14 protein-coding genes and 2 pseudogenes are annotated in these 16,667 nt (G+C 63.3%); 4 read left to right on the plus strand and 12 right to left on the minus strand.

Translation table 11 applies throughout. The features are described from left to right. Positions 1–2: 2 nt before the first annotated feature. From FJ964_RS19395 to FJ964_RS31025, 6 genes and pseudogenes are all read right to left on the minus strand, one after another. The gene (locus FJ964_RS19395) at positions 3–1,061 is read right to left on the minus strand and encodes a branched-chain amino acid ABC transporter permease (RefSeq protein WP_140551885.1); all 1,059 of its coding nucleotides are present in this window, start codon (positions 1,059–1,061) and stop codon (positions 3–5) included. 5 nt (positions 1,062–1,066) lie between these two features. After that, positions 1,067–1,930, minus strand: coding sequence for a branched-chain amino acid ABC transporter permease (locus FJ964_RS19400; RefSeq protein WP_140551984.1), 864 nt, complete (start codon positions 1,928–1,930; stop codon positions 1,067–1,069). 80 nt (positions 1,931–2,010) lie between these two features. After that, positions 2,011–3,240 (minus strand): urea ABC transporter substrate-binding protein, encoded by a 1,230-nt coding sequence (locus tag FJ964_RS19405; RefSeq protein WP_140551886.1) that lies wholly within the window; start codon positions 3,238–3,240, stop codon positions 2,011–2,013. A 17-nt stretch (positions 3,241–3,257) separates the two neighbouring features. Next, complete coding sequence (locus FJ964_RS19410; protein WP_140551887.1) at positions 3,258–3,902, minus strand: ANTAR domain-containing protein; 645 nt, start codon at positions 3,900–3,902, stop codon at positions 3,258–3,260. Continuing rightward, positions 3,899–5,059: a transporter substrate-binding domain-containing protein gene (locus FJ964_RS19415; protein ID WP_140551888.1), complete on the minus strand. Its 1,161-nt coding sequence runs from the start codon at positions 5,057–5,059 to the stop codon at positions 3,899–3,901. Before FJ964_RS19415 ends, FJ964_RS19410 begins: the two co-directional genes overlap by 4 nt. A gap of 238 nt (positions 5,060–5,297) precedes the next feature. Continuing rightward, positions 5,298–5,837, minus strand: a pseudogene (locus FJ964_RS31025) (ABC transporter ATP-binding protein); the annotation flags it as partial. Positions 5,838–5,867: 30 nt separating this feature from the next. Here FJ964_RS31025 and FJ964_RS31370 point away from each other — a divergent pair. Next, positions 5,868–5,978, plus strand: a pseudogene (locus FJ964_RS31370) (tyrosine-type recombinase/integrase); the annotation flags it as partial. 158 nt (positions 5,979–6,136) lie between these two features. On the opposite strand, the gene FJ964_RS31030 reads toward FJ964_RS31370, so the two are convergent. Further along, positions 6,137–6,820, minus strand: coding sequence for a hypothetical protein (locus tag FJ964_RS31030; RefSeq protein ID WP_181172532.1), 684 nt, complete (start codon positions 6,818–6,820; stop codon positions 6,137–6,139). A 382-nt stretch (positions 6,821–7,202) separates the two neighbouring features. Between FJ964_RS31030 and FJ964_RS31785 the strand changes: the two genes are divergently transcribed. Next, on the plus strand, positions 7,203–7,850 hold the full coding sequence (locus FJ964_RS31785; protein ID WP_348642865.1) for an SMC-Scp complex subunit ScpB: 648 nt from the start codon (positions 7,203–7,205) through the stop codon (positions 7,848–7,850). A 37-nt stretch (positions 7,851–7,887) separates the two neighbouring features. On the opposite strand, the gene FJ964_RS19450 is transcribed toward FJ964_RS31785, so the two are convergent. Together FJ964_RS19450 and FJ964_RS19455 are read right to left on the minus strand one after the other, a co-directional pair. Continuing rightward, complete coding sequence (locus FJ964_RS19450) at positions 7,888–8,412, minus strand: RES domain-containing protein (RefSeq protein ID WP_140551891.1); 525 nt, start codon at positions 8,410–8,412, stop codon at positions 7,888–7,890. Continuing rightward, a complete protein-coding gene (locus FJ964_RS19455; RefSeq protein WP_095204923.1) occupies positions 8,409–8,795 on the minus strand; it encodes a hypothetical protein in 387 nt (128 codons plus the stop codon). The genes FJ964_RS19450 and FJ964_RS19455 overlap by 4 nt, the downstream gene beginning before the upstream one ends. A gap of 650 nt (positions 8,796–9,445) precedes the next feature. On the opposite strand from FJ964_RS19455, the gene FJ964_RS19460 reads away from it, so the two are divergent. Then, on the plus strand, positions 9,446–13,327 hold the full coding sequence (locus tag FJ964_RS19460) for an autotransporter domain-containing protein (protein ID WP_140551892.1): 3,882 nt from the start codon (positions 9,446–9,448) through the stop codon (positions 13,325–13,327). A gap of 217 nt (positions 13,328–13,544) precedes the next feature. Here the strand turns inward: FJ964_RS19460 and FJ964_RS19465 are convergent, their stop codons facing one another. Next, positions 13,545–14,024, minus strand: a complete 480-nt coding sequence (locus FJ964_RS19465; RefSeq protein WP_140551893.1) for a cupin domain-containing protein — start codon at positions 14,022–14,024, stop codon at positions 13,545–13,547. Between the two features lie 66 nt (positions 14,025–14,090). Here FJ964_RS19465 and FJ964_RS19470 point away from each other — a divergent pair, with 66 nt between their 5' ends. Further along, the gene (locus FJ964_RS19470; RefSeq protein ID WP_224626897.1) at positions 14,091–14,552 is read left to right on the plus strand and encodes a MarR family winged helix-turn-helix transcriptional regulator; all 462 of its coding nucleotides are present in this window, start codon (positions 14,091–14,093) and stop codon (positions 14,550–14,552) included. Between the two features lie 410 nt (positions 14,553–14,962). On the opposite strand, the gene FJ964_RS19475 is transcribed toward FJ964_RS19470, so the two are convergent. Beyond that, positions 14,963–15,346 (minus strand): nuclear transport factor 2 family protein, encoded by a 384-nt coding sequence (locus FJ964_RS19475; protein WP_140551894.1) that lies wholly within the window; start codon positions 15,344–15,346, stop codon positions 14,963–14,965. A 10-nt stretch (positions 15,347–15,356) separates the two neighbouring features. Then, positions 15,357–16,577: an epoxide hydrolase gene (locus tag FJ964_RS19480; RefSeq protein ID WP_224713249.1), complete on the minus strand. Its 1,221-nt coding sequence runs from the start codon at positions 16,575–16,577 to the stop codon at positions 15,357–15,359. Between the last annotated feature and the right edge of the window lie 90 nt (positions 16,578–16,667).

Consider the following 16,667-nt stretch of genomic DNA (forward strand, 5'->3'; position numbering starts at 1 on the left):
CGTCACTTGCTCCCGCCCTTGCGCGAAAACAAGGAGGCCAGGAGCAGCCCTGCATTCGCGACAAGGCCCTTGGGGGCCAGCAGGACCGTGCAGACCAGCAACAGGCCCATCACCACCAGCGCGTACTGGCTGCCGTAGATCGTCAACGCCTGGAAGGCGGATAGGACGACGAGCGTGCCGATGAGCGTCGCCGTGAGGTCCGACCGGCCGCCAACCGCCACCCAGATGATCGGCAGCGCCGCCGAGGTGATGCCCATGGAGGAGGGCGTGATGTATTGGCCCCAACTGGTATAGAGCACGCCGCTCAGCCCGGCGAGGGCAGCGCCGAGGATGAAGGCCGCAAGCTGGTATCTGCGCACGTCGTAGCCCAGCATTTCGGCGCGTCCGGGATTTTCCCGGATGGCGACCAGCACGTTGCCGAACTTGGAATTGACCAGCACGCGCAGGCCGAGATAGACGGCGACGACCAGGCCTAGAACCACGTAGTAGAGGCCGATGTCGGGAAAGAGCACCAGTTCGCCGCCGAACCAGGGCAGGGTGAGCGGCGGCATGCCGCTCATGCCGTTGAAGCCGTTGAGCCGCGCCGATCCGACTTTCCATTCCGGACCGGCGGTCTGCGCCATGAAGCGCTCGAGCGCGAGCGTGACCGACAAGGTCACGATGCCGAGGAAGATGCCGCTGATGCGACCAAAGAACAGGAAGTAGCCCAGGATTGCCGCGAACAGCGCCGCGATCGCGACGGCGAGCAGGACAGAAACAAGGCCGAAACCGTAGGCGGTGCCGAAGTTGACCGTTAGGATGCCGTAGCTGTAGCCGGCGATGCCGAAGAACGCGGTCTGGCCGAAGGACAGCGAGCCGCCATATCCCCAGATGACGCTGAGGCCGAGCGCCATGAACGTCCAGTTCAGGAAGTAGATGTTGTTGCCGACATCGTAGCCGTCGGCGGACAGCGGATAGACGAGGGCGGCGACGAGAACCAGCCCGAACAGGCTCCAGAACACAGGCCCGCGGCCCATGGTCTGCGGCCCCTCGAAGCGTTTGAAAATCCGTGACAGCATCATCTTGCCTACGCTCGGTCCTTGAGGATCAAGCCGGTGATGCCCTTGGGCAGCAGGCGGATGACCAGGATGACCGCCAGCAGAAGGCCGATCTGCCCGGCCAATTGGCCTTGCCAGGACGTCAATGAGGCCTTCACGACCGCGAGTAGCGCCGCGGCCGGAGCGGTTCCGATGAAGATGTCGGCTCCGCCCACCACGACCGTCACGAAGGCCTCCATGATGAACGTCGTCCCCATCGTCGGCACCATCGTCATGGTGGGGGCGTAGATGCCTCCGGTCAGGCCGGCTAACGCCGCGCCGATGCCGAAGGTCAGGGCGTAGACGCGGTTCGTGTCGACGCCGAGCGCGCTGGCCATGTGCGGCGCCTGGATGGTCGCCCGCGCAAGCACGCCGAAGCGGGTCTTGTTGAATATGAAATAGAGCAGCAGCAAAACCGCCAGGGCGGTCGCGATAAGAACCAGCCGGTAGTAGGAGAAGGACAGGTTCCCCACCGTGAAGCTGCCGAGCGGCGTGCCGACGCCGCGCATGGTCGGACCGAACAGGATGAGCGTACCCTGCGAAGCGATCAGGCTCACGCCCCATGTGGCGAGGATGGAATCGAGCGGTCTGGCGTAAAGCCTGCGCACGATGAGCCGTTCTATGACGATGCCGACCAGACCCGCGAACAGGCTGCCGCAGATGATCGCAAGGGGCAGCGGTATGCCCCAGCGAACCGCGAAGACGGTCACATAGGCGCCGCACATGATGAATTCGCCATGGGCGAGATTGATGACGCCCATCATGCCGAAGATGACAGCGAGCCCGCAGGCCGACAAGACGAGGAAAGCGAAGGCGTCACCGAACTGGTAGGCCGACGATACGAGTGCTGTCATGAACTGCATGGGCGGCTCCGGTCGAACAGGCGGGCATGCCGCCGGGCGGGCACGACGATGCGCCCGCCCGGCAAGTCGGTCTACTGCTTGGGCGGAGGATTGGACGGCGTGTACTGTTCCATCGGGTCCGACTTCGTCAGGTCGCAGCCGGCTTGGCCCAGCCAGTATGGCTTGATGTCTTCCCAGACTTTCGGGAAGTCGATCGAGTGGTCCTTGTTGACATGGGCGAGAAAGATGGTGTGCGACATGTGCTGGCTCTTCGGATCGAGGCAGACCTTGCCGGACGGGCCGTCGAAACAGACGTCGCCCTGGGCGATCACCTTGCGCAGATCGTCACGCTTGGTCGAACCGTTCGCGCGCTCCACCATCTCCTTGTAGAGATTCATGGCGATGTAGGAGTTCGCGGCTTCCTGGTTCACGTATGGCTCGTTGGGGAACTTCGCATGGAACTTCTCCAGGAAAGCCTTGCTGGCCGGCGTGTCGACTTCCTCGATGTAGTTCGTCGTCACATACATGTTGGCGAGGCTCGGCGGGGTGAAGCGCTTGTGCTCGTAACCCTGGCCGACGTTGACCGATGACGCCATGGGCAGACCGAGATTGGCCGATGACGCCTGTTCGTAGTAGGACGCCTGCGCGGCTCCGACCAGCAGCGTCACGACGAAGGAAGGCTTCGCGTTCTGGATGTTCTGGATGGTCTGCGAGAACTGCGAGACGCCGAGCGGGATGAACTCCTCGCCGACCATCTCGCCACCATTCTCCTTGACGATGTTGCGGACCCATTCGGCAGAGATCTGGCCGAAATTGTAGTCGGCCGCGATCGTGTAGACGCGCTTGCCGTACTTCTCCATCATCCAGGGGATGAGAGTCGAGAACTGCTGTTCCGGCACGGCGCCGGTCACGATCATGTGCGAGTCGCACACGCCGCCTTCGTACTGGTTGTTGTAGAAGGCCAACCCGTCAAGCTGGTCGACGATCGGGCGGTAGGCTTCGCGCGAAGCCGAGGAGAAGCCCGCGAAGACGACATCGACCTTGTCGCGCTGCAGTACGCGGCGCATGAATTCCTGGTATCTGTTGTTGTCCGACTGGGTGTCGTAGATGACCAGCTCGATCTGGCGCCCGGCAATGCCACCCGCCTTGTTGATCTCGTCGGTCGCGAGCTGGATGGCGTGGACCTTGCCGATGGTCGCCGCGGCGAAGTCGCCCGACTGATCCTCGAGAACGCCGATCTTGATCGGGTCCGCGGCGTAGGCCGCTCCCGAGAGGGCAAAGGCGCATGCCAGCGTCCCGGCCCGTAACCACTTTGCAGTCATATCGATTTCTCCTCCGGTTACAGTTTTTTTGCGTAGGGTAAGCCTGTCCCGATGGGCGGCTCGGCTTCATCCAAGTCGGGACCATGTGCCTGGACGAACGATGCACAGAACTCCTCGATGCTTTGCCGCGAGCGCATGCTTTCACGACGTAGATGATCGTAGGCGGCAGCGTGGTCGCTGCCGGTGCGTTGCATGACGATCAACACCGCCCTGACCAGGCTCCTGCGCAGGAGCCGGCGCCGCTCGTATTCCTCGACACGATCGGCGAGATAGCGCCGGCGGCGGAACTCATTGATGCCGACGAACAGCGCCGAATAGACGGTCGCCCGATGGACCGGCTTGCGCAGGGTGGCCGTCGCGCCAAGTTGCATAAGCGAGCGCAGCCGGCTTGGCGCCTCGACGCCGATGATGCCGATGACGGGCAGGCAGCGGCTGGGCTCCGATGCTCCCGTCTCGACGGTGACGTTGAGATCGGAATCGATGAACAGCACGTCCTTGTCGCTGGGATCGATCTGGATCTTGCAGTCATTGATCTCGGCGGCGGCGGAAGAGATGCCAAGCTTCGCCAGCATATCCAGGAGCTGTTCAATGGCCGCGGGCTGCTCCGTGGCGATCGTGGCGCGATAGCCGATGAAATTCTGGATGACCCGCGGCTCGCTCATTTGATTGACCTCAGCTTCGGAACGCTGTTGCGGACCGCGTAGCGTGGGGTGGTCTGAACGAGATACGGATCGGGCTGGACGGGACGGTTTGCCTGCCAAAGGATTTCGAACTGGCCCGAGGCTTTGGATCGGCCGATGCGTGGTGTCAGAAAGGCGTGATTGGTGGGGCCGTCCACGCTGACCGTTCCCTGAGGAGCGTCTATCGAAAGAGTGGGAAGCGTGAGCCGCACGGCTTGGACGTCGTCCGACCCGGCCGCGGCGATAGCGGCTGCGAGCATCTTCACCGCGACATAGGAAGCCTCGGCATCCGCCGATGGCGCGGCATCCTGCCAGCGTCGACGATAGGCGCCGATGAAAAGGCGGTTGGCGGGCGTGTCTATGGAAGAAAAGTACACGCTCGAGCTGATGTGCCCATCCATCGCGCGGTCGCCGATCTCGCCAAGTTCGGGTTCGGAAAGGCTGCAGCCGACGGCAGGCATTTCGGCGGGCTGGTCGATGCCGCGCTCAATGCACGCGGCGCGGAAATCCTGGAAGAAGCGGTAGGCGCTGGTGCCGATCAGCGTGTTGAAGATGAAATCCGGCCTGGCGTCGAGGATCGAGGCGATGGTCTTGGAGAAATCTGTGTCGCCCACCGCGTGGTAGCGTTCGGCGAGGACGGTTCCACCGGCTACCGACAGCCCCTCGCGCAGGATGCGGTTGTTCTCCCAGGCCCAGATATAGTTGGAGCCGATGCAGTATGCCCGCCGGCCCATATGTGTAAGCAGGAACTCGATCAGCGGAATGATGTGCTGGTTGGGCGCCGCACCCGTGTAGACGACGTTGGACGAACTCTCGAACCCCTCGTAATGCGAGGGATACCAGAGCAGCGCGTCATATTTCTCGAAGAGGGGGATAACGTCCTTGCGGCTGGACGAGGTGTAGCAGCCGACGACATGGCGCACGCCGTTCCGGCCGAGAAGCTCTTGGCTCGAAACGGCGTACTGGCCGAAGGAACCTGCCGGATCGGCCACGATCGGCACCAGGTCGAAAGGAAAGTCGGGAGACGCCCTTATCTCATCGAAGGCGAGCATCGCGCCGTTGAACATGGAACGCGAAACCACGCCGTAAGGCCCGCTTTGCGAGAACAGGACGCCAATATGGTACTGCGTTCTTGCCATGACCCCCTCGACGCAAAAAGACGCCCAACAGTCGGCACTGTGGGCGTTCTTGCCATCAATATGTCACGCAATTTTCGCGCTGCATGGGCTCATTTGCCCTGCGCATTGTCATACTTCAATGAAACATTAGCCGTGTCAAGCATCGATGCGGCGGCCTCTGCAAACGCATCGCGGTCCGGCGATCGGGAGAATGCTCAGCCGCCGCCGATCAGCACCGCGTAGGCAGGTTCGACGACTACGGAAACCGCGCTGCCGTCGGCGATCGGCCTCGTCGTATCGGGCGATGACACAAACAGTTCCATGGCGGGATCAACGAGGCCGACGCGGTATTCCATATGGTTTCCGAGATAGGACGATTTCAGCACGGTGCCGGCAAGGCTGTCCGCCGCGGCGGCGAACTTTCAGCCGCGCCGGTCCCGCCTGGACCTCGACATGCTCGCCGTCCGTCGGCCACGGTCACCGGTATGAGGTTGGCATCGCCCATGAAGTCGGCGATGAAGCGGTTGTCCGGCTGGTTGTAGAGTTGGCGCGGCGTGCCGTCCTGCGCGATCTTGCCTGCATTCATGACGATGATGCGGTCGGAGACGGCCAGCGCGTCCTCCTGGTCGTGGGTGACGTAGGCCACGGTCAGCTTCAGCTCCTGCTGGAAATCGCGGATCTCTTCGCGCACGCGCCGGCGCAGCTTGGCGTCGAGGTTCGACAACGGCTCGTCGAACAGCAGGACTTGAGGTTCCAGAACGATGGTGCGGGCGACGGCGACGCGCTGCTGCTGGCCGCCTCCTGTCGGCGCCACGATCGTAGATGGCCCTCCTACGCCGCCGGCCTGCGTGCCTCGGAGACCGTCGGGCTGAAGGCCGGCGACATCGACAGCGGTCGCGGAGTGGTACGTGTCGAGCACGGCAAGGGCGGCAAGGACCGCATAAACGCGGCTATGCCGAGCCCGACAGTTTAATTTATCGGAAATCCCGCGGCTTCGGCATAGTCTTCGGCTTGGGATAAGACGCTTACGGGCACATCGATGAGATTAAGGTGAAGACGCGAGATTTCCGGCTCTCGACCTCATTGCGGCCTTTCTGCCTAATTTGCCGCAACCTGAAGCCCCCCATTCGAACGGTATTTTGCTTTCAGCTCGATGGGGCCGCCAGGGCTGCCACCGCCGGAGCCACCGTTGCCGCCATTGCCGCCCTTGCCTCCTGCTACGGTCCCGCTGCTGGTCAGCGACAGGCCGCTCCCGGTGACCACCGCTCCGTAGCCACCTGCACCGCCGCCACCGCCACCGCCAACGGGGCCGGACCCACCGGGGCCGGGCGGTCCATCTCCGCCGTTTCCGCCGTTTCCGCCGGTGCTGGAAAGCGCGCGGGAGGTCGAAACGACCACGCCATGGGCACCACCACCGCCGCCGCCGCCAGCGGTGCCTGGGTCGATGGCATTGCTGCCATCAACGCCATTGGCGCCCGCCGTGGTGCCACCGCCACCGCCGGCGACAACCGACCCAAAGAAGTATCCACCCCCACCGCTTCCTCCCATCATGCCGGCGCCGCCGCCGCCGCCGCCGGACGCTATGCCCACGTCGTTTATGCCGATGCTACCGTCGCCGCCGGCACCGGTCGCGCTATCCGCGCCACCGGACACGCCCGTTACCCCGCTGCCTCCGGTGCCGCCTCCCCTGCCGCCATCCGCGAACGCGGGCGCTATCAGCGCCAACGACAGAGCCAGCCCGACTGGCGTGGCTGGTGCCGCCGAGCGCGGATCGTGGGGCAAGAAGGCTCGCCTGCGAGCACAGTTTTCCGAGTTGGGCCGAAATGGATGATACTCGTCCTTGGGCCGGAGACCCACAATCAGCTGAATTCTGCAAACGCCCCATGAATTGCCCCCTCGCGGCCAATTCATATGGCCCGGATCGTCCGAAGCTGATTTGCCTGCTAGAAATCCCTAACGTGTCAACTGAGCACGTAAGATTTAAAAATATCAAATAAAAATCGCATCGCTCGACGCTAATCGTCCAAATCCACTCACGCCAGCGCAGTTCCGGCGGCAGGTGCTCAAGCTCGGTGTCGACCAGCATTCGCTGGCCATCACCCTTGCCTCGCGGGCGTTCGGATCGGGCCGCCTCGCTCATCGTTAGAGCCCAAGCAGCCGGAAGGTGGTGCGGCTAGAGAGCGCGCACGACATCGAGTTGCTGCAGCCGTTCGAACAGGCGCCGCGTCGCAAAGCGCGACAGGTTCTTTGTCACGAGCGATCCGGCGACGGCATCTTCATTCAGGAGCAAAAAATCACGTCACCGGCACCCTTGGCGCGCAGTTCGGCGTCACCGCCAAGAGTTTTTCGGCGCGCGCGACAGCTCGGTAGCCAGCCGGCATGCATCGGCCGCCGCTTCAACCAGCGCCAGGCAGACCGCGCGCTCAAAACCTTTTTCACCGGGCCGGATGCGCTTGCGCCGGCCCACTCGTGCTTCCAGCCGATCACCCGTGGCGAGCTATCGTCCTTCTTCGGCAAGGAGGTGTCGCGCGACCTGATCGGCGTGCTGCGGGGGCAGGGGCTGATTGCCTCGGGGCCGCGCTCGCCGCAGTCTGGCGCGCCGTACACCTATGTGACGACCAAAAACTTCCTGTCACAGTTCGGGCTCGACACGCTGCGCCAGCTGCCGGATTTCGAGGCGCTCGAGGACGCAGGGCTGCTGTCGAAGGAGAAGCTGCTGGCCGGGGATATACCGAACGGTCTTGGCCGGGGGGAGGGCGACGGCGAAGAGGGCGAGCCAACGACAGGCGTCGTTGAGGATGAGGCGCTCTGAACCAATCGGAAATCGGTTGCTTACGACAGCTAACAACTCAGGGCCACGATGACTGATCGTGCGGCAGCCGGTGATCGGGATCATGGACCGCGACCTTGTCGCCTTCGACAAGGTTGGCTGAAAAGATCACCAGATTGGTGCCACCGGCGTGGCGCAGCGACGGAAACAGGATACCCCGAAGCCCCGTCGTAATGACTACGTCCGCAAGCTTCCACGATGAAGGTATATTCCTGTCGATGCGAGCGATCTGGCGCCAGGCACAATCCCATTCCTTCCAGGCATTATCCCAGGCATTTGGGTCGAACCCCTGCGAAAGATCGGCGATCTCGGAAAGCGTGAGCTTGTAGGCGGCAAGGGTGGCGGGCGGGGTGATGCTAGCGCCCTGCTTGTATTCCTCCAACGCCGTCTGAGGCGCGCGGGACAGGTAAAGCGCTTCGACGCCGGGTCGATTGAAGCGCCCGCCGTCGATCGCTGCTCCTGCGCCACTCGTGGGCAGGAATGCCCATTTGGGTGTCAGATAGCGATGGAAGATCTCGTCTGGACCGACGCGGGTGATCCTCACCCACGCGCTCCATTCTCGAGATCCCGGATAAAGGCCAGAACCGCCTCGACCTGGCCGTCCGCGACGAGTTCGGCAGCCGTGCGATGGCCATAGTCGGCAATCGGTTCATTGCGGTACCAAAAGATCGCCTTCTTGACGTCGCCGGTGAGTTCCGTCGCGGCCGAAATCACCTTCACCATCTCGCGCATCCGACCCTGCAGTCGCTCCGATGACGGGTTACGGAGCGTGTTGCGGTGGACGCCGGTCAACTGCGCCAGGTTGGCCACCTTCACGCCCAGCGCCTGCGACAGGCGCTTCGGCGAGATATAAGGCGTGCGCGGCTCCTGCAGGCTGTCGACAAAACCTGAAACCACTTTCGATTGTGCGAGCTGTGCGTGGGTCATGACAAATCTCCGACCTCTCTTATACGCACATTATATGCACATTTCTAGGCATAGCAAGTGAACAGAGCGTCTGGCGCCATTCCAGCGCACTGCTTGTCCTTCCCCATCCTCGTAGCGGATGCGGCAGCAATGCGCCCTCAAATCGGTCATTCGGGTGACCCCTGCCGTTCTCCAGAAGCGGACATCACTGGTGTCAACGCCACGGGCGAGATTGCGCCAACCGCCCACATTTGCGCGGGACGCAGCGAGCGTCGCGATCCGCGGGGAAACTGTGCATCGGGTGTCTGTAATCTGTCGCGAAGAACAGCGGTAATAAATGTTCATCGGCCACCATTTCGTTCGCATCCCGCCCTGGCTCCTATCCCGTAGATTCGGGCCTGCAACGATACCCGCGCAGATTGTTGTATTATGGTAACAGGCGCCGAAAAAGCGGCATCATTGTCACGTCATAGACAGCTCATTCGCCACCTCTGCGGGACGACAGCCTTGGGTTGAGTTAACGTGCGCGAACGCGGGTGACGGGCTGGCGCGGGTGGCGACTTTTGGTCGCCTCCGCGCCTCCGCGCCTCCGCCGGGTCTTGGGGACGACAGGCTTTGGGGCCGCCTCATCGGGCTCGGGAATGCCGAAGCCGGCCATCATGGAGGGGCTCATGCCTCGGAACCTGTCCTGGCGCACCGCGCTTGTAAGCTCCACTGCGCTTGTTTGCTTGACCGCAACGCTGGTCGGCCCGCTGGCGTTTTCGGCTCCAGCGCTGGCACAAAGCGGCGGCACGGGTGGTGGCAACTTTAACAACGGGGACAGCGTGGGTGGACCTGGCGGTGCGAGCAATGCCACGACTGCCGGCGTGAATGGCGGGAACGGCCAAACGAACACGGGCGCCGGCGGTGGCGGTGGTGGTGGCACGACCGGCGGCACCGGTGGCACCAGCCAAAATGGCGCTTCTGGCGGCACCGGCGGCGTCTTGGGGATCAACAACGGCAACGGCGTGAGCGGCGCGAATGCCGACGCCTTTCTAACCGTTAACGGCGGCGGTGGTGGCGGTGGCGCGCACGGCCACATGGTGACGACGAATTCCAGCGTGTCCAGCCCAATCGCTGGTGGCAATGGCGGAAATGGCGGCAACGGGCTTGGTAGCGCAGGCGGAGGCGGCGGCGCCGGCGGCTATGGCGTGGTGGTCGAAAATGGCGCGTCTGTCAGCGTCGACGCCTCAATCACCGCTGGCCACGGTGGCAACGGGGGAATTTCTCAAAATCCGTTTGGCGCCAACGGCGGCGATGGAGGTATCGGACTTGCCACGGCGGGCGCCTCGACAATTACCAACGGCTCCACAATTTCCGGCGGCAACGGCGGCAACGGCGGAAACAACGTCGGCTGCTGCTCGACGCAAACGATCCCGGTGCTCGGCGGTCATGGCGGCAATGGAGGCGCCGGCGTTTCGCTTGTCTCCGGAGCCACATTCACCAACCTCGGGACGATCACCGGCGGCAATGGGGGCAGCGGTGGCAACGACAATGCGGTTCCCACCACGGGTGGCAATGGCGGCAATGGCGGGATAGGCGTCACCGGAAGTGGCGCAACAGTTAGCAACAGCGGAACAATCACGGGAGGTACTGGCGGCGTTGCCGGGACCGGAGGCACCAATGACGGTACGGCTGGGTCCGCCGGCTTCGGGGTGAGCGGCAGCGATCTCACGATTGTCAACAGGGGCTCGATCTCGGGCGCATCCGGGACCAACGCGATTGTCTTTACTGGCGGTGCCAACACACTGACCCTTGAAGCCGGCTCGATGATCACGGGCAACGTCGTCGCCTTCAGCAGCGCCGACACCTTGGCATTGGGCGGCAGCGCGAATGCCAGCTTCGACGTCTCACAGATCGGCGTGGGCGCTCAGTACCAGGGCTTCGGCGTGTTCTCGAAGACAGGCACCAGCATTTGGACGCTGACGGGAGTAACAGGCACGGTGACACCCTGGACCATCAACCGGGGCACGCTGTCGATCTCCTCCGATACCAATCTCGGCGCCCCATCGGGCGGGCTTACCTTCGACGGGGGTACGCTGCGGAACACGGCGGCCCTCACGACAGCGCGAAACATCACGCTGAACGCAGGCGGCGGCACCTTTTTGACTGGGGCCGACCTCACGGCCGCCGGCGTCATCGCAGGCGGCGGCTCCCTCATAAAGACCGGCGCCGGCACGCTGACGCTGTCCGGTGCCAACAGCTACACGGGTGGCACGTCCATCCTGAACGGCACACTGCAGGTTTCAGCCGACGCAAATCTCGGCGCCGCCTCGGGCGGGCTGGCCTTCGACGGTGGCACACTGCAGAATACGGCGGCGTTTGCAACGGGACGCAGCGTCACGCTTGAGGCTGGCGGCGGCATCTTCCAGACCGATTCGAATCTCGCCGTGACCGGTGCGATCTCCGGCTCCGGCAGCCTGACCAAGGATGGCGCGGGCACGCTGACGCTCACCGGCGCCAACAGCTACCAAGGGAACACGCTTATCGAGGCCGGTACACTTGTCGGCAATGCCGCATCGTTCCGCGGCAATATCGGCAATGACGGCGCGGTGGTGTTCGACCAGAATGGCAACGCGACTTTCGCCGGCGATATCGGCGGCTCGGGGAATATGGTGAAGGACGGCACTGGCACACTGGTTCTCGCCGGCCTGAGTACGCTCGACTGGTCCGTCGATGCCGGCGACCTCGTCAGCGCGGGCGAGCGTTTCGGCGGCGATGTCGCGATCGGCTCCGGCGCGTCGTTCACGTTTGAGCAAGGTGCGAATGCAACCTACGCCGGCAGCATCTCGGGCGCCGGCGACTTGCTGAAGACGGGTGCGGACCTTCTGGAAGTCACCGGCAATTCCGCTGCCTTCGCCGGCGCCACGACCGTCGATGCTGGTACGCTTACGGTCAACGGAACGCTCGGTGGCACGATCGATGTTCTGGCGAACGGCCGTTTGCAAGGTAACGGCACGGTTGGAACCACAACGGTGGCGGGCACCATCGCACCAGGCAGCTCCATTGGGACGCTTACGGTCGACGGCGACTACACCCAGCTTGCCGGGTCCACCTATGAAGCCGAAATCGACCCGGACGGCAGTTCCGACCTGATCGATGTGACCGGTGCTGCCGGGATCGAGGGCGGCACCGTCTTTGCCCTGAAGGCGCCAGGCGGCTACGACCCCGGCACCCGCTACACCATCCTGACCGCCGCTGGCGGCGTTACCGGCACCTATGGCACACTTGACCAGAACGCGCCTTTCGTCGACCTTTCGCTCGCCTACGATCCAACCGCCATCTATCTCGACGTTGCCCGCAACGACGCGTCGTTCTGCGATGTCGCAATCTCTGCGAACCAGTGTGCGGTCGGCAATGGCGCCGAGAGCCAGGGGCCTGGCAATCCGATCTATGACGCGATCGTCGGCTCGCCCGACGAGGAAACGGCCCGGGATGCCCTCGACCGGCTTTCTGGTGAGATACACGCTTCGATAAAGGGCGCCATGCTGGACGACAGCCGCTTCGTGCGTGAGGCGGCAACGAACAGGGTGCGGGCTGCCTTCGGGGATGGCGCAGGATCCTCCATGCCGGTGCTGGCGTATGGGCCGGATGGCTCCGCCCTGACGCCTGAGGAACAGGCGCTGGTGCGAGAAGGCAAGAGCGCGCGCTATAGTGCTCCAGGGGCAGCGCCCGCTGCGGCCGATACGGAGCGCTTTGCGGTGTGGGGGCAGGCCTTCGGTTCATGGGGGACATGGGACAGCGATGGCAACGCCGCTTCGCTTGACCGTTCGACCGGCGGCTTCCTTGTCGGCGCAGACGGAATGATCGCCGAAAACTGGCGGCTGGGCCTGCTTGCCGGTTACAGTCGCAGCTCGTTCGATGTCAATGATCGCGCGTCCTCCGGCGACAGCGACAATTACCATCTCGGTGTTTATGGTGGCGGCCAGTGGGGCGCGCTTGGCCTGCGGGCCGGTGCGGCCTACACATGGCACGCCATCGAGACGGCGCGCTCCGTCAATTTTCCCGGCTTCACCGACCGTCTCGCCGCCGACTACGACGCCGGCACGGCTCAGGTCTTCGGCGAGCTCGGCTATCGGATCGACCGCAGCTCCTTCGCCTTGGAGCCTTTTGGCAATCTCGCCTACGTCAACGTGCATAGCTACGGCTTTACCGAGGATGGCGGGGCGGCCGCGCTCACAAGTGCCAGCGGTAGCACCGACGCCACCTTCACCACGCTCGGCCTGCGTGCTTCGACCGAGTTCGGGCTTGGTGGGATGAAGGCCACGGCGCGCGGCATGCTCGGCTGGCGGCATGCCTTCGGCGACGTCACGCCGCTCGCCGATTTTGCCTTCACCGGCGGTGAGGCCTTCACCGTCGCCGGGACGCCGATCGCTGAGGACGCGCTCGCGCTCGAAGCCGGGCTTGATCTCGCCCTCTCGGAAAAGACCTCGCTCGGCGTCTCCTATTCCGGCCAGATCGGCCACGGCACCAGCGACCACGGGTTCAGGGCGGATCTTTCCGTGAAATTTTGATCGGCGGCGGAATCTGTGAAGGCTCCTATTGCCAGCGAAATTGCCATTCGCCGCGAACGCTTGGTCGTCAGGATCGGGTCAATTCGCCGTTATGGTCCCAGTAGACTTAATGTCGGCAATTTTCGTTGCGAAAGCCAGAAGCTGACGGTCAGCTCGCGGCCCCGTTTCCGCCAGAAGCGGCCCGGCAGAATTGCGCCTTCTCAGCAACCGCCAAACGCTATGTCGGCGGCGGCACTGCCGGGGTGAGGCCATGGCGGCGCATAATCTCGGACATCTTGGCCCGGTCGGGCGGACCACCGGCCGCAGCGTTAAGAAGCGCGAATGTCTCGCGGAAATATTCCGGACCGATTGCGGCCGGAGTAATCACGCAGAGCGCCTTCACGTCGCGGCTGCCGTTATTATCGAACCGATGAACGGCACCTCGCGGAATACATAGCGCCTGTCCGGGCCCGACCTCGATCGCCTTGCCGTCAACCGTCCAGGTCAACACCCCGTCGACGCCGTAGATCGTCTCTTCGTAACCGTCATGGCTGTGGGCTGGGGCTGGCAGCGGTTGCCCGCCCGGGACATCGAGTTCAAAAGCCGCGACGCTGCCATTCGAATTCTCTCCGGTCAGCAGAAAGCGAACCGCGAGTCCCTTGGTGGCGATGGTTTCATTAGCAGGATTGACGTGAGGGTCCATGGCGGCCTGTGGCATTGCACCTTCTCCTCGAGTAAACTAAGTTTACTGCTTTTAAGTAAACGAAATTTACCAGGAATGTCAATGATGCCGCCTTCGCAAAGTTTTCCTGTCAATGCGGAGAATATGCTGATCGGCGCTCTTCTGCGCGTTCCCGCCCAAGCGATCCATCGCCGGATCATTAAGGAGCTCAACGCCGCCGGCTTCGACGACCTGCACCTGCCACATATCTCGGTGCTGCAATTTCCCGGGCCGGACGGGGCTCGCCCGGCCATGCTCGCCGAGCGGGCGGGCATCAGCAAGCAAGCCATGAACCAATTGCTCGGGAGCCTTGAGGGTTTCGGCTATATTGTCCGTACCGACGCGCCAGGTGAAGGCGGCGCGCGCATTGTCCGCTTTACTCAACGAGGACACGCTGCCTACGCAAAGATCGTCGCCACACTGCGCGACATCGAGCGCGAGTGGAGCGGTGAACTCGGCCCCAAGCGTTTCACCCAGCTCAAGGCGTTGCTGACGCTTGTCTGGGAGAGTCCGCTGGTGCGCTAACCGAAGGCACCTGCTACCCCATCTCGTTTTCCGACTCGTAGATGGTGGCTCGGAAAATCGGACCTGTTCGGGTCCTTCACGAGATCACAGAAGGATGGCCGAGAGCAGGTCGGTTGCCGAATGGCGGCAATCCGTTGGGCACACACTGGGACCGGATAGTCCGCTGTCGGCCCCATTCGAACCGGAAGGAACGCGCCTCGAACCCGACGTATGTTTCCACGACTTCGTTGCGAACTTCTGGCGACAGATCGTGAGCACCCTCGCCTGCGGCGCGTGCTGCTCTACTCGGTGCTCTGGTTCATGGGCCGGACAATGGGGCCCAAAGCGCCCTCGGCAATTTCCAATCGCCGAGAAACACCGCCTGCGCATGGTGCCGCGCATCGCGTTTGCCGGCCATCTTCGCCTCCTGTTTAGGGGTGACCTTCGCCATTGTTCTCGATGAAGCCACCCAGCATTGCCTCATGCGGCACATTCCAGCCGAAGTAGACCTGAGTCTCGACGATCCTGCCGTTTTGCACGCGGTGCAGTTCCGCATTGCGGAAGGTCTTGCCAGCGGAACTACCCTCGTAAACGATGAAGGCCCAATTGTCCTGCTCGGCGCCCTGTACGAACTTCACCCCGGTGCAGGTCTCGCTGTTGGGCCAGCAGCGGGCGAAGTAGGTCTCGCGCCTCAGAGCATTATCGAGCGGACTGGTGAAGCTGTACGGATCGCCGATGACGGCCTCGATGGCTTCGCGATCTTTGTCTACATAGGCTTGCAGGGCTTTCTTCACGGCATCGAGCGGTCCGGACATGGCTGTCTCCTCATCTGACTTTACTGAAGCAGTTTCGTAGTTCGGCAACAAATAAGTCTGGCACTTCGAGTTGCGCGAAGTGACCGCCGCGGTCGACTTCGTTCCAGTAGAATAGGTTCGGGTAGACGAGCGGCGCCCAGCTTCTTGCCGGTGGCAAATCATGCGGGAAGACGCTCACTCCGACCGGCAGGTCGACGACGCCAGGATTGTTGCGGCCTTTCAGGATCGCAGCCTGCTCGCGGTAGAAGCGGGCGGACGATGCACTCGAATTGGTCAGCCAGTAGAGTGTGATCTCGTCGAGCATGTCGTCGACAGGGATCAAATCTTCCGGCCTGCCTGTTGCGCCGGTGCCGCCGTCGAAAATGTCGTAGAGCCAGGCGGCCTGCGCCACGGGCGAGTCGGCAAGCAGATAGCCGGCTAGTTGCGGCTTGGTCACTTGCAGCATGCCGTAGGCGAAGCCGCTCTCCCGGAATTTCGTGTATGCTTCGACCGCTTTTTTCTGGTCGGGCTCCAATTTCTCAGGGATCTTGTCCGGAATGGTCTGCGCGAAGTTTAGATGAATTGCTTCGAGGCCCTTCGGCTTCTGCTGCGCGAGCGCGGTGGTGACGAAAGCCCCCCAGTCACCACCCTGTGCGACATAGCGCTCATAGCCGAGGCGGCGCATCAGCTCAGCCCACGCCCGCGCTGTGCGTTCCGCGTTCCAGCCGGGCTCCGTCGGCTTGTCGGAGAAGCCGAAGCCGGGCAGCGACGTGACGACGACATGGAAGGCTTCCGCAGCGGTTCCGCCGTGCGCAGTGGGATTGGTCAGCGGTTCGATAACCTTCTGGAACAGGAGGATCGTACTCGGCCAGCCGTGGGTGAGGATCATCGGCAGCGCGTTCTCGTGCGGCGACCGCACATGCAGGACGTGGATGCCGAGCCCGTCGATCTCCGTCTTGAACTGCGGCCAGGCATTAAGGCGGCTCTCGGTTTTGCGCCAATCGTAGCGATCACGCCAATGGCGGATGAGGTTCTGCAGCTCCTTGAGAGATGGACCTTGGGCAAAACCGGGCTCGGTCGCGGCTTCGGGCCAGCGCACGGCGCCAAGCCGTCGCTTCAGGTCGGCGAGCGCCTCATCCGGTGCGCGATACCTGAAGGGCGTGAATGGATCGGTCTGCTGCGCCCGAGCGGGCAGCGCGCTAAAACGCGAGGGACGCCACCGCGCCCTTGAGCAGCGCACGGCGCGAGACAATGAGCGCCGCCATGATCAGCGACGCTCCAGCGTGCATTCATACCCAGAGGGTCCGTCCCCCTCTACGGGACATTGCCAGGCTGCCTCAAG

The sequence above is a fragment of the Mesorhizobium sp. B2-3-2 genome (assembly GCF_006442295.1).
In the GTDB taxonomy this organism is placed as follows: Bacteria; Pseudomonadota; Alphaproteobacteria; order Rhizobiales; family Rhizobiaceae; genus Mesorhizobium.